We start from the raw sequence: 17,797 nt of genomic DNA, 5'->3' as shown, positions 1-17,797 counted from the left end.
CTTTTTTTGTAAAAGCATATTTATTCCACCACGATTTCTTTCATTTTCTCGTTTCCATAGTATGTCGGGAAATACATTAATTCAGCCTTCGCTGGGTTGACTGTATAAGTCCCGGTATAACGAGGTAAAAGTTCGATCTCAAAGGTATGTGTACCTTTCCCCAGTTTGTTGCAAAAAATGACTACACGATCTTTGAAATGCTCCCGGTGCGCCTCGGTTCTATAGTATCCATTGGTTTTGGTTTCATAAGAACATCCCGCCGGTATAGGAACTTCGATCTGCACATACTCAGCTTCACCAGTTAAGGTTACGCTTGCTTCAAGTTTTACAGGATTCCCTTCCTTCAGCGCCGCTACCGTAGCACCATTGTCCTTAAATCGAGTTGCCACAGCAAGCCCCTTTTCTTTTTCTATGACAGGATTTGGATTCCAAAAATTTTGATAGGCTGTCACAAAAGCCGGCCCCGTCCCTTCTTTCCTCACTTTAATCTGTTCATCCGACTTAAAGCTTTGCGTATACGGAAATGTAGTGACGCGTTTGCCATTGATGACCATAACCGGTGCCTGGAAAGACTCACCCTCTTTCAGTAAATCAGGAAGAATACTTCGTATGATACGCGAAGATTCGTAGATATTATACCATTGGTTTTGCTGCCGCTGCGCAAAAAAGTAATTACGGATATTTTCTAAATCCGAATCATGACCACCAATTGATTTTAAGACACCGTAAGCCAACAGTGTATTCTCGGTATTGGTTTCCGTAGGTCGCATAAAAGATCTGCCTTTCTGATCTGTTATAGTTCCAGAAGTCCAATAAAGCCCACCTAAGACAGCCTTTGAGGAATATTTAAGAACAGTGTCTGCAGCATGTGAATCTTTAAGACCCAGTTTTGAAATCAATAGATATTTCAACAGTTTATCCTTAATGGTTTTACTTTTCAGTTTTGTATCAATTTCGAAGAAATAATCTTTGTAATCGGTTTTCGGATCTAGCCGGAGCAGATATATCAGGGAGCCAAACAAATTCTCTTTGGCCCCGTGAAGCTTATCTTTATCCAATAGAAGATCCAGCGAAGCCAAGCTGCTTTTCAACATGGTCTTTTCACGTTCTGCATAGATCTCCGTATCGATCTCAACCTGGTATCCTGCTTCTCGGGCATCCAACAGTACCCCGATCACATAGTTGCTGATCCAGGTCACAGTTTCACTTTTGTTCCACCAGCCCCAGCCCTGATTGGAATTTTTGTTTTTCTGTAACTCCTTCAAAAGATCCTTTATTTTCTTATCCTCTGTAAAGGGCTTTCCGATCAATTTTGTAAGCTCTTTTTTAGAAAGTAATGCACTCAATTTGGAAGCCATCTGCTCATTGCATAGAAATTTGTAACGATCAATAGATTCGATTTCCCGTTGTAAGAATTCCAGCGAATTTGCTTCGGCATGCAAGGTGATTTCGCCTAGCGCAGGAGAAGTTTTTAGCAAATACTCTGCGGTACTGTTAAGCACTTTAAAATCTCCTTCATGTTGTTCAAGCCCCTTTTCAAAAATCGGAATGCTACGTTTTTCACCATCAAAATATCCATTTGACAATCCGATCGAATAAGCAAGTTGGATGCTGTCCCCCTTATCGGCAATAACCGATATAGGATCCCGATAGGACTTCGCAATTTTCAACTTTGCCTCCTGCGTTGTTAGTCCATTATTGATGGTACGCGAGAGCTGTAAGCTGTCGCTAAGATAATTGACAACCCGTCCCATGGCAGAAAACTGATCACCCCTGATGGCAAATCGGGGAGTCGCCAAATGTGCCGAAACAGCTTTAAAAGATTTGACATTTAGCTCTTTTATGTCGGCGAAATTTTTACTTCCTTTAGCAATAAAGAATGTTCGCCAATTGGTAATATCATCCGGATAGGTCGCTTCAAAATTAGCTTTTCCCTGAGCATCGGTGGTTAGCTTTGGCTGCCAAAATGCATCATCGCGGAAGTTCACGCGCATCGTATTTCCAGATTCCAAATAGGGCATATCCACAGCACCTGTCGATGCCGCAGAAGCTCCAGCTTTCATCTGAACCATCACCACGCCGTTGGCGGCCCGAGCACCGTATAATCCCAGCATAGATTGATCTTTAATCACATTCAATGACGCGATAGTCGATGGATCAAGACTTGAAATATCACCTTCAAAGGGGACTCCGTCTACTAAAATCAATGGTTTTTCATTGGGGGCCAGACTAGCAGCGCCACGAATACGAATCCCTGCTACAGCCCCCTGCAGCATAGCCGTAGTCACCCCATCCGTCCTAGCATTGATCGATTTCACTGCCGCAGTCAATGATTGCCTTTTTTGGACGCCATACCCCACAACAACCACTTCATCCAATTGATTTTCGCTTGGCTTTAACTCAACGAAATAATCTTTGCCACTGGAGACTTTGACTGTAGCTGTATTGTACCCTAAAGCAGCAATCTCAAGAACAGCATTTTTGTCATCGGAGAGCTCAAGTTCCAAACTACCGTCAAAGCTTGTGAAATATCGTTTTTTTGTATCCGAAACACTTACTTTAGCCCCAATTAATGGCGTATCACCATCATAAACTAAGATCCGGGCGACCTTATTATTATTTCTTTTCGCTCTAAAACCTTCCTGGTCTATTTTTAAGAACCGCGGATCAATCTCCTGCCCATGCCTTATAGAATCCTGCAATGGATTTTCCACGGTACGCACAATAATTTCATCGCGTACAAGTTTGTAAGCCAATCTCGCCGCTTGGGATGCATCGCTCCATTGAATAGAATCCAGTCTGAGATAATTCATCCCATTGGCTTTGAGTTTGATTGGTAAACTAAAAGAAGTTGAATCATCCTTTACAATATGCAAAGTAACATCGCCGACCGGAAGATCTCCAAAACTTCGATGTCCGCCGTAAAACAGTCTAAAATACATTCTCTCCTCGACATTCGTCGGTTCAATAAAGATCAATGCAGGTCGAATGCCTTTTTGTGCAGCATCATTGCCCAAAATTAAATTCAATTTAAAAATAGCGTCTTTTTTTCCTTTCTTCACCGTAGCAAATTGCGCAAGTCCCGTGCTATTTTGCATCGTCTCTTGGAAAGTACGTTCTACGTTTGCCTTGATATCCTCCAAGGTCCATACCCTCTCCTGAAAATCTAACTTTGGCGTAAAATCATACAGATCAATCCGCAAAGGATTGCCATCCCAGCTTTTTTGTTTTTGGTAATTTTTATAGATACTGTATTGATAGCCTCCCTCAATTTCAAAACGTCCGATTTTCGCTGTGTCAACCATGAGCGTGCCTATTTTGGACACACCGTTATACATTTCTGTCCTTGGAAATGGTCCCACCATCAGGGTTACGGGAACCTGTGTCCGCAACCGGTTATCGTAAACGGTTTTTCTTACGGGATTGAGGTAGTAGAGATCTCCTGCTGTCTGGATATATGCCGGCATCTCAATCAATGCATTATTATTGGGTAATTGCCAGGCTCCAAAATTGTTGGTTACTGTAATCAACTGGCGCTTCAATTCAGTCAATTCGTTAGTGTAGAGCTTACCACCTTCTTCTTTAGGTAATCGGTAAACCAAAATTTGGCCTTTGCTGAATTCTTTTTCGGGGTAGGTAAAACCAATCGTATCCTGTGAGGCATTAAAGGAAACAATGACCTTTTTCCCCTTTTCAAGATAAAAGCCACTTACACGAATGTCGCGATCCTTGGTCCTAAATCTGAAATCATGCTGCCCCGGAGAAACTTCAAAAATAGTATTGTTATTTTGTTGGTCTTGTTTAGCATAAGTCAGAACACCGTCTATCCAGACTAAATGGATCCCCTGCACTACACCATTTACAACGACATAAGGGGAAATCTGACTCTTGACAGCATCTAGAGGAAGAGACTCCTGATAATAATCTTTGGGATATAAAAACCGATAAAAAGCCATCGTATCCAACTGCATCTCTTTAGACCATTTTGCCCAATTTTGAAGAGCTCCCTGATGTGCCTTCTCATCATCATCCAAACTAAAATTAAGATTTTGTGAGACTCTTGCCCTTCGCATCAGACCACCCATCGTAATATTTGGAGTGGTTGCTGACCTAAATTTTGAGGTAAAACCATAGGCCGTAATATCAACATCCTTCAACGGTTTACCATTCTTATCCGTAACCGAAAGTTCTACATCAGCCTTCTGCCCCGGATAAACTGTCGTCGCCGTGTTGACTGCCAAATTTAAATTCTTCTCCACATAGGGTAATTCTTCCTGGATAACTTTTGATTTTCCTCCAAAAAGATAGGTGATTTCCATGCTATACCCGTCTTTTCCCCGAGCTAAAAATGTACCTTTTAATTTGGTATTATAACCCGAAGCAATCGTACGACCAGCACGATAGACACGATACCAAAATGGAATCATAGCGGGATTATTGACATGCAATATCACCGAATCCGTAGTTCGATAAAACCGATAATTCAGTTGTGCCTGCTCTTGATCCTCCAGATAAACGTTTTTACTGAATCCATTCGACTTGACAACAATTTCTTCGGCCTGCCAAGGTATAGAAACCAAATTAGGTAAACTCAAATTTTCAGTCTTCAGCACTTCACGATGTTCACCTAATATCATTAGCTGAGCAGTTGTTGGCATCGCAACACCTTTTTCGAAATACTTCAGCTCTGCATGCCCGTCTTTTACAGCAATACGAATTTCCTTTTCGCTGTTGAGTATATTAAGGTCGAGACTTCGCTCAATTCTTTCATTATCCGAACTTAGATAGGTGCCAATAACCCGAAATGTAAGACCTATGTCAGCCGGAAAGATTGAATCGGGTAATACAATTTCCTTTTCCGCCACATCTGCAAGCGAAATGCTCGTTTGCCATAATGTATCTGGAATAAAATTGACCTTATTGGATTTTATATCAAGTGTATAAAGTGGACTTGTCACAACACGCACATCTACTTTCCCATCATATATGGGCATTTCATTTTCATTTAAAGCTTTTAGTTTCAGTCGCACACTGTCTCCTTTAGCATATTTCGTCTTTTCGGACGTCATATTAAAGCTTAGGCTTTTTAACTCATAGTCTTCATATCGGAAAGACTGTTGATGCAAGACGTCTTTGGCTTTCGTAGATTCCAAAGAAATCCCATAATCCCTATCAAGGATGAGACCAAGCCCCTTCAAATCAAATGCAAAGTTGTACATTCCCGGACGATAGGGAGCAAGTCGAGCCAAAACGGTATCTTTGGCATATCCATATCCACCTGTCAGACGTACGGTAATAGAATCACGGTAAGGTTTCCATTTTTCTTCCTCAAGATAAGCTTTAAATTTAACCTGCTCATTTGGCTTATACATTGGCTTGTTAAAAACCATAAAGCTTTCTGTCTGTTCAGTTTCTTGTTTATGAAAGAGTCTCTTAATCTTAAACTTTGTTCTAAGCCAGCTATTTTTGATCCCTTTCCATAATGGAACCCTGTCTTTGTAAGGCCAACTCCGTTCTACACTCAGGTAATGATAGACACCCTTATGTTCAATACTGACGACATCGTCACTATTTGCATTGGCAGCTTTATAATAATGAAACTTCTTATCGAATGACATGCGACGTCCCTTCACTTTTACTTGGGCATCTTTTATAATCGTTCCCATAGAATCGTATAGACAAATCGCAAAAATTTCTGCCGGAATAATCTTGACATATAGGTTATCACTAATCAATTCCTGATAAATGAGATCAGCTCCACTGGCGCGGACCTGGACATAATTACCAGGAGGTAAAGTCGGCTGTGGACTTCCGGCCTTATACTTGAGAAAAAAATCGCTGAGCATAGTTTCATCGAATTTCTTCTCTCCCAAGTGAATTTTTCTTAAAACTTCTGGGCTCAGTTTATAAATATAATAGTCAGAAGATCCACGCGGACTATTGAATAAGGTCGATTGCCCACAAAGGACCACAGAATACAGAACAGCTAAAAAGCAGACAACAATTGATTTCCATTTCATGTTTAAGATACTGGCTAAATTCTTTTAAAAATAGATAAATTTACCTAAAGCCAAGTACTAGATTTTTCCATCCGGCACTTCAACTTTCGTGCAGGGATGCGAAGAATATCAAAATTCCATAAACGGAGAAAAAAAAATTACAATTTCAATCTACCTTTGATTGAATCTACAACTTCAGTGTCCGAGGGAAAGTCACCAGCTCCCGAACCGCTGGAACGATTGACCAAAGGCGGCTCCTCACCATATAGGGTATCGCGGGCGATGACTACCTTCTTTTCGAGATCTACATAGCTAATAATATAATTGCGCTGATACGCTTTATCTTTTTGACCGATCTTATTGACGTACTCTCCTTTTTCCTGCATGTCCATCGCTATCATAACAATGCCTTTGACAGCATCACCGGGATAATTATCTACTGTTCCCAATGCCTCGTTCCATTTTTCCTTATAAGTTATTCCCAAATCACCGGCACCGCCATTTTCAAGAATTAGACAGCTCTTCCCCCAGTCGACTGCGGACAATTGTACTGGATATTTATAAATAGCGGTATGATCGCCAAAACCAGCTAAAATTCGGGAAGATAATTGTTCTGTTTTTTCCTGATCCGCCTCCATATTTCCCAGAAGACGGTAAGCCCATATACCGATACCAAGTACTGCAACCAATACCAGGCCTACAAAAGTGAATATTGCTTTCTTATTTCCCATCGTTCAATTTTATTTAATTAATTACCAATCAAATATACTTAGTCTATATGCTCATTTTCACCCTTTTTACAATTCGCTTGACCTGCTTTATTATTTGCAGCGCTTGCTTAAATAAACGTTATAAAAAAACAAATACTCGAACCTTTGCAGTCCAAGTTTTCAACAACATGAGATAACAGGAGCTGCCACTATTTTATTTTTATCATAAATGATGATTCATCCAATTCATACTGACACATAGCTGTCACATAGTGGTTATATCTTTGTTTAACCTTAGCAGGAAAACAAATACTAAACGAAAAAACAATTCCAGAGCAAAAGCTATTAGTAGGATAACTAATCGAATTTTAAATTATTACAGTAAAAAAACATGGAAACATTACCACAATTAAAAGAAGAATTAGCGAATGAATATCAAATTACAAAAAACTTCATTGCACTTTTCCCTGAAGGCAAGAATGAATATGTCCCACATGAAAAAAGTATGAAAATGATGCGTCTGGCAACCCACTTAGTCGAAGTTTTCGAATGGCCAAGTACCATTTTAAAGACTTCAGAACTTGACTTTGCCAAAAGTGCTTATGTGCCAACAAGTCTAGTGACTCGGGATGATCTCTTAAAAAAATTGGACGAAGATTACGAAGCCGGAAAAAATGCTTTAGAAACAGCTAAGGAGGAAGACTTAATTCCAAGCTGGACCATTAAAAATGATGGCCATAAACTGGCAAGCTGGAGCAAATACGGTGCTATTCGTCACTCATTAAACCAGATTACACATCACAGGGCACAATTAGGTGTTTACTATAGACTCAATGATATCCCGTTGCCAGCGAGTTATGGACCTTCTGCAGATTCGCAGAATTTTTAAGCCCTTAATAGAATATACAAGGTAAAGAATATCATAACACTTCTTCATGATATTCTTTATCTGGTATCAATACAGCTGGGTTATTTTACAGCTTTTGTAGTTTTTTTACACTGGACAATAGCTATGTGCAACCACACCCCCAGGAAAAACTTGAACATCCACAAGCTTTAGATCAAGACATTCAGAAAGTCTATTGAATATGGATAAGCCAGTTCCCAATGCGACCGGATGTGTAACTAGATGATATTCATCAATTAAGCCCGTTTCGATGAGGTTTCGCATAAACTCAGCACCTCCGTGTGCCAAGATAGGGCTTCCGTCCTCTGCTTTGAGCGCTTTTATTCCTTCAATGAGACCTGCATCAAAAACACGGGCATTCATCCAAGAGGAATTCGCAGGAAGCTTAGCATTGTGAGCAAAATCTTCTGTTTTGGGATGATAGCCCTTTTTTGTAAAGACAGCTTTAGGGATTTCATTCATTGCTGCCGCAAAAGGATTTGTTGAAGCAGGCCAATAGGAAGCCATTACTTCAAAGGTCTTTCGACCCATTAGATGAACGCCGGCAGATTCACAAATATTTAAAACCCATGCGCTAGAATGATCGTCGCCACTTTTAAACATCCAGTCAGTCTCTCCATTGATTCCTGCAACAAATCCATCGATAGAAATAGACATTTTCATTATTAATTTCCGCATAACAAAAAGTTTAATATTTAATAAAACAAATCCAATTCAAAACTGGGTTACTGTCTATCAAAAATAAACCATTTCAATCGACGTACAGCGGGGACAAACCGTCAATATACAAGGGCATTTACGACAGTTCTTTTTTCTGTCCTTTACCTTCCTCAAGGGTAAGCATAAAATTCAAATAGTGCTTTTTCTTCGCGAAATGCTGGTCATCCAATAACTTTTTATAGGCCGATATCGCATTAAAAAGGATTTGAAGATTATCCTCGTTATAATGATCTACATTAAAATATATTAAATCCCTGTTGATATACGTGTCCAATGAAGTAAGCAACGTATCATCCAATTCATCCTTGCTTCCGGGAAGTGCCAAAAGCGTTGCCAGTTTCTTTTTTAATTCTCCTTCCCTACGTTTGACGTCTTGCAACCTTGCCTCAATATCAGCGAAGGGCAAAGTCTGAAATATAAACCGGGTATTCTCCGTCATGTGAGCATAAAGTTCTTGTGCCTCCTCATAATTCTTGTCGAAAAAAGCAAAATCATCATATCTTCGTTCAAACTCTTCACACATCCCCTGCGTATCAGCCAAGTGTGCAAAATAATAATGGATCTGCTGGTTGTAGTCGGTAATTTTATGCTCCGTAGCTGCAATAGTGTCTTCAATTTTTTTTAGTAATTCGATAGCGTCTGCAGCTCGATATTTTATACCGTCATAGTCAAAGGACTTTAATTTTAATTCTCCTTTGCTGATTGCTTCAACGACATATTTGTCATTTTTTAGACTATTAAGTTCATACAGTGTATCAACTCTACTATCGGCAAACAACTCATCAAAAGTCGGCTTTGACTGTTCCTGAAAAATTGGAGTTTCACCTTTTCGCACAGGATGATTGTAGTCATAGAAATCATTGAATCTTTGATCAACAGCATACTTGTTCATTCGACTTTCAAAATCATCACTGAAAGACGTTATTTCTAACAGTGATGGGGGCTGTTGATACTGTAACTGCGCAAACAACTTATCCGAAATTTGGTTTGCTACGGCAGCACGATTAGCTAGTAATTCAATAGCAGGTGCGTTGTTGGCTTCTTGCTTGACAATATTAAGTTTCTGTAATGCTTTTACCCGATCTTCATCCGATGGATGAGACGACCATTGATCTTCAAGATATAACTTCGATTTATCATATTTTTTTAAAGTCGCCAATTCGATCTGGGGAAAGCCATTTCGCACTTGATATCTATTGCGTTCCGCAAACAAGAGCATGACACAACGATGCTCTGGATAAATATTACGACTACGGATATTTTCAGAAAATTTGTTATCATAGAAAGTAAGTACATTATTTAGTGCATGGTTTGCAAACCCCAAACGTAAGAGCGAGTCAGCCAAAGCCTGGGAACCAGCAACATGTGCCGCAATTTCATCCGCATGAAATTCCATCTCTCTTGATAACGCCAAATAATTGAGATTTACATATTCATAAAGATGCTTCAAAATATGCTGAATCTGTTGAATAATAAACATCGATATACCAATAAAAATAGCAGAGTACCCACTGATGTTACCCCATTTACCAAACATATTATCCAGCGATTCATTCTTATACAGCATATTGTAGATAATCTGATTAACATGGTAAACATAGCTACCCACTTTCATGCTTTTTTGTGAGAAGTGGCCAAACTCGTGTGCAAGAATAGCCTTTAGTTCCTGTTGAGTAACTGCATTCACCATCCCCACACCAATCTGAAGATTTTTCTTAATGGGTAAAAACATGCTCCAAAAACTAGAGTCATAGAATACAGATGCATTGACATCATGCGATAGAAAAATTTTCTTTGGAAAGCTTGTGTCAACTTCCTTTACCACCTCATGAATAAGTGCGAATAACTGTGGTTCGTCGCTCTCATATATCTGTGTAAGATGCCCCGTATCAACTTTTGTTGACGCAAAAACAAATTTTAATAAAAAGAATAGTATAGTCAGACCTGTAGCGAGTAGGCCCAAACATAATACTGCGGTTAAAAACATGGGCTTGGCAGTGAACATCAATAGTCCCAATAAAGTAAAACCAACAGTAATACCTATTGCCAAGAGTAGCAGAATAACATAAGTAACCGCAAAAACAACAATAGATAAAATTGTTTTACGCGCGTGTTTTCTAAAGTTTGTAGATACTTGTACGTTCATAAACCGTTAATAAAGCAAGGATAATTGACTATATAAATCTAAAAAATAAAATCCATTTGCCTATAAGTTTACAAAAAATCAAAAACAAAAAAACATACCCAATTTACACATCAGAGTACATTATCATTAGCCCCTTAAAGGGGATATTATCATTAATAACCTTTTTCCAAAGAAACTTCATTCAGTAAAGCCTCCCCCCGAATCATTCGTTTATAATTGTCTACTACCTGTAAAACCGACGAACTGATATTGGTTCGACTTGCGACATGCGGTGTTATAAAAATAGAAGAACAGGACCAAAATGGATGATCTTTTGGCAGCGGTTCCAGGTGAAAGACATCGAGGTAAGCTTGGGCAATCTGCCCTTTATCAATAGCCTCCAGTAGCTCATTTTCAACGAGATGCCCACCTCTACCAACGTTTATGAGGACAGTTTCATTCGTACACAATTCAAAAAGATTACGATCCAGAATTCCTCTTGTGGCATCGGTCAGGGGTAAAATATTGACAACAAAATCACTATTTTCCACAGCCGCCCTAAGTCCTTCCTGTCCCGAGAAAGAAACTACCCCTGGAAGCGCTTTAGGGGAATTGGACCATCCTTTTACTAGAAACCCCAACTGAACCAGCCTCTCGGCAACATAGCCTCCAATCTCACCTAAGCCTAAAATTGTTACACTGGTTTCACCAATGGATTTATATACTAGTGGTTGCCAATGCTGTTGTTCCTTCGCTGTAGCATACATCGAAAAATTCTTCATTGCATGCATCAAACAGGTCAAAATATGCTCAAACATATCGCTTTTCAGCATTGGATCTATTATCCTACAGATATGGAGCGTTGAAGGAATCTTATTTGGGAATAAATGATCTATCCCCGCTCCTCCCGACTGAATAACTTTTAAATTAGGAAAATGAGTAAAGTAATTAGCATCAGGCTTCCAACAAAGTGCAAATTCTACCGCATCATAATTTTCTATTTCGGGATATATCTCCACCTTAACATCAGGTAAATGTTTAGTGATCTCGACCTTCCATTCTTCTGCCCTAGCAGTATTCAGCAGCAAAGCTATGCTCATAATCTCTTTTTTATACGAAAATAACATTTTAGAATGGGCCAGCATTTGATTTCTTCACAGAAATCTCCGATCCCCATAGATCCGCAGCAATAGATGATTATTAAAATAACTTAATTTGAATTTATTTTAATCGTAAATTGGCGGAAGACAACCATAATCAAACATTAGATGGCACTTAAACATCGATTTATCCTAATTGGTCTCATCCTGTTAAAATTCATCATTCAATATCAGTTGATTAGTCCGATTTACGAATTGCAACGTGACGAATTTCTACATCTCGATCAAGCGAATCATCTGGCTTGGGGCTATCTCTCTGTTCCGCCTCTGACCTCCTGGACCTCCTATCTGATCAAAATAACCGGAAATTCCGAATTCTGGATCAAATTTTTCCCCGCATTGTACGGAGCCTTAACAATTCTAATTGTCTGGAAAACTATAGAAGCGTTGAAAGGAAACCTTTTTGCACTTGTATTTGGCAGTTGCAGTATTATGTTTTCCGTTCTCTTCCGTCTGAATGGCTTATATCAGCCAAATTCTTTGGATGTATTGTGCTGGACTTCCATATACTACCTCATTATACGATATTTGGACAGCCAACAATCGAAGTGGCTAATTTATATTGCTGTTGTATTTGCTATCGGTTTTTTGAATAAATATAACGTCGTATTTCTTATTCTAGGTTTAGTTCCAGCCCTTGCACTCGTGCCCGAACGGAAAGTGTTTACGGAACGAAAATTATATGGTAGTTTACTCATCGCCATACTTATCATCTTGCCGAATTTAATATGGCAGTATCAAAATAATTTTCCGGTATTCTCTCATTTTAAAGAGCTTCAGGCAACGCAACTCGTCCACGTCAATCGGTGGAGCTTTTTCCGTTCTCAGTTTTTGTTTTTCTTCGGGACTTTTCTTGTTATAATTTTCGGTTTATATGCCTTGTTGAAATATCCCCCATTTAAACCTTATCGCCTATTCTTCTGGTCATTTTTTATTACCATTGGTATTTTCTTATTGTTAAGAGCCAAGGATTATTATGCGATAGGTATTTATCCCATTTATTTTGCCTTCGGAGCGGTTTATATTGCATCACTACTGGAAAACAAAACTGGTAAAATTCTTAAGCCTATCTTCATCGTTTTAACAGGCATCTTGTTTCTACCGATCTACAACATTGCCTTTCCCAATCACAATCCATCGTACTTTATAGAACATCCTGAAAAATACCGTAAATATGGCATGTTAACTTGGGAAGATGGTGAAGAACACCCACTTCCACAAGACTTTGCCGATATGTTAGGTTGGAAAGAACTTGCCCACAAAGTAGATAGCGTTTATCGTCAGATCCCCCAACCTCAAAATACACTCGTTCTTTGCGACAATTATGGACAGGCAGGTGCTATAAATTACTATTCCAAACTGGGGATTAGGGCTGTTTCTTTCAATGCCGATTATATCAATTGGTTTGATCTGAGTAAAAAATACCGCAATTTGATCCGGGTCAAGAACCGTTGGGAGCGTGAAACTGAACTAAAAACAACCAGTCCCTTCTTTACACGATCAATGGCAGCAGACTCCATTACAAATAGCTATGCCCGGGAACATGGAACAACGATCTTCTCTTTTATCAATGCTAAAATTAATATCAATGAACGAGTCTCAAATGAAGTAGAATCAGAAAAAAGAGAAAAAAATCTTCCTTTATAAGTTAGTTATTTTTTACGCTTTTAAGGTTAACTGGGCGCTTCTTTTATCTGAAATATTTATTATCTTTAATATACTTAGCCAAAGCTTTCATCTTCGTCATGCTCGTCATATACCGTCAGCACCATAGCGACTACAGGGAGCTTAACACCATATTAATAGGATATTTATGCGATTTTTGAATTTTTTGAAGGGACAGGGTAATTTGAAACAAATCGACGTCAGCGAAGACGATGATTTTGTGGATTTGCAATTGAAAGTAACAAAATATTGGAAAGACGACGACGAACATCATATCATTCAGGCAAAGGGGCTTTGGGGGAGAGAGACGGTAGGTTTAGCAATTGCCTTTCGCCCGGATATGAAATTGGGAATTGTAGACTCTGAAGTTGATAAAAAAAGATTTTATCGTGAAGGGGTTAATTTTTATTCGATAGGTAAACTGAGCGACAATTTTACCAAAGCCTTAAATAGCCTGTTTCAAATAGAGAGTACTACATTTAAGATGCTTGATAGTGTCGGCTCCACCGCATTGATTGTCAGTGGTCGTCCAGAGCATTTTGACGAGGAATATATTAAAGCGAAAGTTTTCTTCGACGGTGCCAATGAAAAGAACCTCTATGCCGAGTGGTATGTCAATTTGGATTTAAAAAACAATATCCTGGAGCTTCGAGAAAAAGATCCCGAATACAGAAAAAACATACTCGCTATCTTGACAAATGCGTAAATTTGACGATGCTTTCCAATCCACTAATCGGCGTTGAAATACAGGAAGCCTTTTAGCAATAACAATTACTTAACAAGCACTATCTTTTTAAGACATGCAGTTGTTGGATCACCCATTACATATCAATTATCAAGAAAAATGCAGCAAAAAAGTAACACTATACCGCTAAATTCATTTCCGAATGATTTTAATTTAGGAATACTGATAAAAAAGAATGCTGTTAAAAATTTAGAACTAGCCCAAATAAGTCAGGCGCATCGCGATGATTTCTACCTGTTTTTTATACTCGAGGAGGGAAATGGAATCTTCGAAATAGATTTTCAGCAACACCAACTGGGTCCTTCTTCTGTCATGATCATTCAGCCCTATCAAGTGCATCGTGGCATCGCAATGGACTACAGTGTGTTTAGTGTCCTAATGATCAGTGTAGAAAACCTGAATTCGGATTACATCAATGCATTGAAAGATATTGATACGATTGCTCCAATCAACATTGACCAAGAAACATGCACTATCTTATCGAAAACGGTAGATATCTGTTTAAAGCTCAACGAAAGAAAACACGAAAAACTGTATCCTGCGTTAATGAAAGACAGCTGCAATACGATCGCAGCCCTAATTATTTCGCAGTATTTAGTACAATCAAAAAAAAGTGACGCACAGTCCAGAGCAGAGCATATTACAAAACAATTCAATGCGTTATTGGATAAAGATTTTATCACAAACAAACAGCCAAAAATATATGCCGAAAAATTAAAAATATCAACGGCTTATCTCAATGAATGTATCAAAAAAGCAACGGGAAAGCCCGTTACCTACCATATTCAGCAACGTATCGTATTGGAAGCAAAACGGCTGCTCTACCATTCAAGTAAATCCGTTAAGGAGGTTGCTGCCACACTCGGCTACGATGATTATCCTTATTTTTCGCGCTTATTTTCAAAAGTAACAGGTATGACAGCCCTTACATTTCGAAACAAAAACCTCGAATAGTCCAATACTTACCACCTTTTATCTCTTTTAAACCCCACTGGATTGATATTTCTTTGTAATATAAAATACAGTGAACCCAGTTCCTTAATTCATCAATATCAAAAGGCATAAAATCTTTTTTGAGGAATTGCAGATTTTCACTGGAATAAAACTACTGTAATCAACTGAATTCTAAAAGGTAAAGCAAATAAAAGAGAAAGCTAATGAGATATTTCATCGCCGAGCCTGTCGGGCAAGTTAAAAACGATTTATTTTTTGAGGTCGCCAATTTTCTTTGGGATAGTGGAAATGAGGTTTCCCTTGGAGAAAATATTATCTGCAATTGCCAAAAGATGCAACATGCAGATTACGACTATACCATCTCCCTCGTTCCGAACAATGAAGCTGTAGAATCACTTTTTAATACACATTATAAAATCATCAGCAAATATTTTGATCAAATTGACAGCGATGGCCCTATGCTTGTTTTAGCAAACACAGGCATCTATACCAATGCTCTGCCTTATCCGCATAAGATTTACAATTTTGAAAAATTAGATACACAGGCTTTGTCCAGCTTCTTTGACTGGTGCAAAAGATTTAATTTATTTGTTAGAAAAAAATAAATTAAATCGAATTCTAAATATCGGAATATGCCGTAGGAAACAATAGCACCTTTATACTTTTAGATACGTTATTCTGGTATTGAGGTAAATCCTGCATTGGTTTGTATAAAGGTCCAAAATCTTTCCAATGTGTATTCCTGTCTTCCATATTTTCGAAAGCTGTCAAATACATCAGGTTGGGCATCGTACTACCGGCAATTACTTGTCCATAGAAAACAGCATTAAAATTTAACTTATTAAAAATATCGATTTCACCGTTGTTAAACATGTCTATCTTATTCATTGACAGTTTCTCGGTTGCAGCCTCATAGCTCCGTAATTCGTAAATCCGCTTATTTTTCTCAGCAGACAATTTAGGCAGCTTTGCTTTAGGCATCGCAGCAAATGCTTTCATCAATATTGTCTCCACCCGCGTAAATGGTGGCCTGCTGTAATTTGCTTCCAGATAAACCTTACCCAGGTCCTGAAATCTTTGGTCTTTAGCCAAACGCAGTTCCAAATCGACCAATTGCCCCAGATCGGAAGCGCTAAGAAAAACATACACCAGTCTTTCTTTACCAGCAACATATTCAACAGGTTTAAAGACACCAACTTTCTCAAATCCCATCTGATGTACTGTAGGTAAATAGGCCATTTCAAGATATTGATCAATGGCTTTCTCCTGTTCATCAGTTTCATAATGATACACTTTCAACTGAAAATAGTCCTGATTTACTTTCTCAAACGCAGCTACATAGCTTCCCACAGCAACAAGCAATAAAACTAAGATGAAAGGTCGATATAGGTTAAAGGCATTCTTTTTCATGAGCAATAAGATGAAAATGGGTTATTGATTATACCATAAAGATAATACTAATTTTGAAAGTTCAAACTTCGGACGATTCGTCTCATGACAAAAAACTATCTTCCATTAAGCCTAAAAATGGGGATTTCTACTTACTAGAATCGGTATTTTACCCATGCTCCTGCTAAGGCTTTTTATTTAATTTAGCTCCACCTTTTTTAAAGCTGCAACATGTCAAATAAAACAATACTGATGTTGGACGATGATAAACATGTCCTTGAAATATGCACAATAATCCTCGAAACAAATGGCTATAATATGGCCGTCTCTGAAACTTCTCATGATATTATCGAGAAAGTAGAAGAGGTACATCCTGATTTAATTTTGATGGACAATTGGATACCCAAAATAGGCGGAGTAGAAGCCACACGGTTGCTCAAAAATCACCCCTTATATCGCAATATCCCTGTAATTTATCTATCCGCTAATACCGACATCGAAACACTAGCCCTGCAAGCGGGAGCAGACAGCTATCTCGCCAAGCCTTTTGATCTAGAAGATTTAGAAAATAGAATAGCTGAACTATTGTAGTTCTATTCTTATATTTCAGTACCATTACGGAAATGCTACTTGTGAAACTTATATTTTGATACCCTACTTGCGCATAAGGCCACATTGAAACGAATAGGATCATGTGTTATTTTAATACAATTGTGGCTTACTCAATTGCAGCCATATATTGGCATAGTTGTCGCGGCATAATCATCGGGAATCAGCAATTTGGAATGAATGCAATACCACATTTGAAGTATAAATAATAATACATACTTTCGCATTATAGTATTAGAAATAATCATTAAGACAGCATTAACTACGCTATGTTAGAGTCCGTTTTAACATTTCAATCAGGTTCATTCCATATACGTCAGCTGACAGAGCGCGAGTCCCCACTTTATAAAGCGATGCGTATCGAGTCAATTCAAACCGAACCTACGCTTTTTCGACGGAGTACTCCTCCTGAAATAGAACTATCTGATATGGATTGGGCAGAACGCATAAGATACCCACGCATTGTTTTTGGTCTTTTCGAAAGTGAAAAAATGATTGGGATAACCAGCATGCTGTTGCTGAATAAAGAAGAAGCCTACTTTGGTCAGTCTTTCATACAGCCACAGTATAGAAAATTAGGTCTATCGAGTCTTTTGTATAAAATAAGAATAGGGTGGGCCTCCGCGAATCAATTAAGAAAACTGACTATAAGCCATCGTGAAATAAATATAATTTCAAAAGCGGCTATCCAAAAAGCCGGTTTTCATTATAGTCATAAAGAACTTGTACAATGGCTCGATGGAACAAGTGGCTACTCCATGTATTATAGTCTATTCCTATAGTCAGTAAGGCAAACTAACTTGGTTGTTAATCA

The 17,797-nt window shown here is 38.5% G+C and carries 13 protein-coding genes; 7 read left to right on the top strand and 6 right to left on the bottom strand.

Annotated features, from left to right (window positions below; genetic code table 11):
- Positions 1-20 precede the first annotated feature (20 nt).
- Together L1283_RS01010 and L1283_RS01005 are read right to left on the bottom strand one after the other, a co-directional pair.
- Entirely contained in the window at positions 21-6,020 is a 6,000-nt protein-coding gene (locus L1283_RS01010; protein ID WP_429625636.1) for an alpha-2-macroglobulin family protein, read from the bottom strand.
- 137 nt (positions 6,021-6,157) lie between these two features.
- Positions 6,158-6,730: a hypothetical protein gene (locus L1283_RS01005; RefSeq protein ID WP_115050120.1), complete on the bottom strand. Its 573-nt coding sequence runs from the start codon at positions 6,728-6,730 to the stop codon at positions 6,158-6,160.
- A 370-nt stretch (positions 6,731-7,100) separates the two neighbouring features.
- Here L1283_RS01005 and L1283_RS01000 point away from each other — a divergent pair, with 370 nt between their 5' ends.
- Positions 7,101-7,598 (top strand): DinB family protein, encoded by a 498-nt coding sequence (locus tag L1283_RS01000; protein ID WP_145330761.1) that lies wholly within the window; start codon positions 7,101-7,103, stop codon positions 7,596-7,598.
- A 105-nt stretch (positions 7,599-7,703) separates the two neighbouring features.
- Here the strand turns inward: L1283_RS01000 and L1283_RS00995 are convergent, their stop codons facing one another.
- The 3 genes from L1283_RS00995 to L1283_RS00985 all read right to left on the bottom strand — a co-directional run bounded on the left by L1283_RS00995 (position 7,704) and on the right by L1283_RS00985 (position 11,561).
- Entirely contained in the window at positions 7,704-8,294 is a 591-nt protein-coding gene (locus L1283_RS00995) for a dihydrofolate reductase family protein (RefSeq protein WP_145330763.1), read from the bottom strand.
- A 118-nt stretch (positions 8,295-8,412) separates the two neighbouring features.
- Complete coding sequence (locus L1283_RS00990; protein ID WP_145330765.1) at positions 8,413-10,482, bottom strand: M48 family metallopeptidase; 2,070 nt, start codon at positions 10,480-10,482, stop codon at positions 8,413-8,415.
- Between the two features lie 152 nt (positions 10,483-10,634).
- Positions 10,635-11,561 (bottom strand): 2-hydroxyacid dehydrogenase, encoded by a 927-nt coding sequence (locus L1283_RS00985; RefSeq protein WP_145330767.1) that lies wholly within the window; start codon positions 11,559-11,561, stop codon positions 10,635-10,637.
- A gap of 168 nt (positions 11,562-11,729) precedes the next feature.
- On the opposite strand from L1283_RS00985, the gene L1283_RS00980 reads away from it, so the two are divergent.
- The 4 genes from L1283_RS00980 (at position 11,730) to L1283_RS00965 (ending at position 15,590) form a co-directional block, all read left to right on the top strand.
- On the top strand, positions 11,730-13,268 hold the full coding sequence (locus L1283_RS00980; RefSeq protein ID WP_145330770.1) for an ArnT family glycosyltransferase: 1,539 nt from the start codon (positions 11,730-11,732) through the stop codon (positions 13,266-13,268).
- Positions 13,269-13,434: 166 nt separating this feature from the next.
- Positions 13,435-13,992 (top strand): hypothetical protein, encoded by a 558-nt coding sequence (locus L1283_RS00975; RefSeq protein WP_145330772.1) that lies wholly within the window; start codon positions 13,435-13,437, stop codon positions 13,990-13,992.
- A 138-nt stretch (positions 13,993-14,130) separates the two neighbouring features.
- A complete protein-coding gene (locus tag L1283_RS00970; protein WP_145330774.1) occupies positions 14,131-14,985 on the top strand; it encodes an AraC family transcriptional regulator in 855 nt (284 codons plus the stop codon).
- A 203-nt stretch (positions 14,986-15,188) separates the two neighbouring features.
- Positions 15,189-15,590 carry a hypothetical protein gene (locus tag L1283_RS00965; protein ID WP_145330776.1) on the top strand — a complete coding sequence of 134 codons (402 nt, stop codon included), beginning with the start codon at positions 15,189-15,191 and terminating at the stop codon, positions 15,588-15,590.
- 13 nt (positions 15,591-15,603) lie between these two features.
- Here the strand turns inward: L1283_RS00965 and L1283_RS00960 are convergent, their stop codons facing one another.
- The gene (locus L1283_RS00960; protein WP_145330778.1) at positions 15,604-16,395 is read right to left on the bottom strand and encodes an NIPSNAP family protein; all 792 of its coding nucleotides are present in this window, start codon (positions 16,393-16,395) and stop codon (positions 15,604-15,606) included.
- Positions 16,396-16,605: 210 nt separating this feature from the next.
- Between L1283_RS00960 and L1283_RS00955 the strand changes: the two genes are divergently transcribed.
- Together L1283_RS00955 and L1283_RS00950 are read left to right on the top strand one after the other, a co-directional pair.
- Complete coding sequence (locus L1283_RS00955; RefSeq protein ID WP_115050104.1) at positions 16,606-16,965, top strand: response regulator; 360 nt, start codon at positions 16,606-16,608, stop codon at positions 16,963-16,965.
- A gap of 287 nt (positions 16,966-17,252) precedes the next feature.
- Complete coding sequence (locus tag L1283_RS00950) at positions 17,253-17,765, top strand: GNAT family N-acetyltransferase (RefSeq protein WP_333886613.1); 513 nt, start codon at positions 17,253-17,255, stop codon at positions 17,763-17,765.
- The last annotated feature ends 32 nt before the right edge of the window (positions 17,766-17,797 follow it).

It is taken from the genome of Sphingobacterium sp. HSC-15S19 (assembly GCF_050433745.1).
Taxonomy (GTDB): Bacteria; Bacteroidota; Bacteroidia; order Sphingobacteriales; family Sphingobacteriaceae; genus Sphingobacterium; species Sphingobacterium siyangense.
The sequence above is the reverse complement of the archived record's forward strand: the minus strand, read 5'-3'. Positions and strand labels throughout refer to the sequence as shown.

Bases quoted from the DNA above. Each gene is read 5' to 3' on its own strand.
- L1283_RS00950 (WP_333886613.1), top strand. From the start codon at position 17,253: ATGTTAGAGTCCGTTTTAACATTTCAATCAGGTTCATTCCATATACGT.
- L1283_RS01010 (WP_429625636.1), bottom strand. From the start codon at position 6,020: ATGAAATGGAAATCAATTGTTGTCTGCTTTTTAGCTGTTCTGTATTCT.
- L1283_RS01005 (WP_115050120.1), bottom strand. From the start codon at position 6,730: ATGGGAAATAAGAAAGCAATATTCACTTTTGTAGGCCTGGTATTGGTT.
- L1283_RS01000 (WP_145330761.1), top strand. From the start codon at position 7,101: ATGGAAACATTACCACAATTAAAAGAAGAATTAGCGAATGAATATCAA.
- L1283_RS00970 (WP_145330774.1), top strand. From the start codon at position 14,131: ATGCAGCAAAAAAGTAACACTATACCGCTAAATTCATTTCCGAATGAT.
- L1283_RS00985 (WP_145330767.1), bottom strand. From the start codon at position 11,561: ATGAGCATAGCTTTGCTGCTGAATACTGCTAGGGCAGAAGAATGGAAG.
- L1283_RS00960 (WP_145330778.1), bottom strand. From the start codon at position 16,395: ATGAAAAAGAATGCCTTTAACCTATATCGACCTTTCATCTTAGTTTTA.
- L1283_RS00980 (WP_145330770.1), top strand. From the start codon at position 11,730: ATGGCACTTAAACATCGATTTATCCTAATTGGTCTCATCCTGTTAAAA.
- L1283_RS00975 (WP_145330772.1), top strand. From the start codon at position 13,435: ATGCGATTTTTGAATTTTTTGAAGGGACAGGGTAATTTGAAACAAATC.
- L1283_RS00995 (WP_145330763.1), bottom strand. From the start codon at position 8,294: ATGCGGAAATTAATAATGAAAATGTCTATTTCTATCGATGGATTTGTT.
- L1283_RS00990 (WP_145330765.1), bottom strand. From the start codon at position 10,482: ATGAACGTACAAGTATCTACAAACTTTAGAAAACACGCGCGTAAAACA.
- L1283_RS00955 (WP_115050104.1), top strand. From the start codon at position 16,606: ATGTCAAATAAAACAATACTGATGTTGGACGATGATAAACATGTCCTT.
- L1283_RS00965 (WP_145330776.1), top strand. From the start codon at position 15,189: ATGAGATATTTCATCGCCGAGCCTGTCGGGCAAGTTAAAAACGATTTA.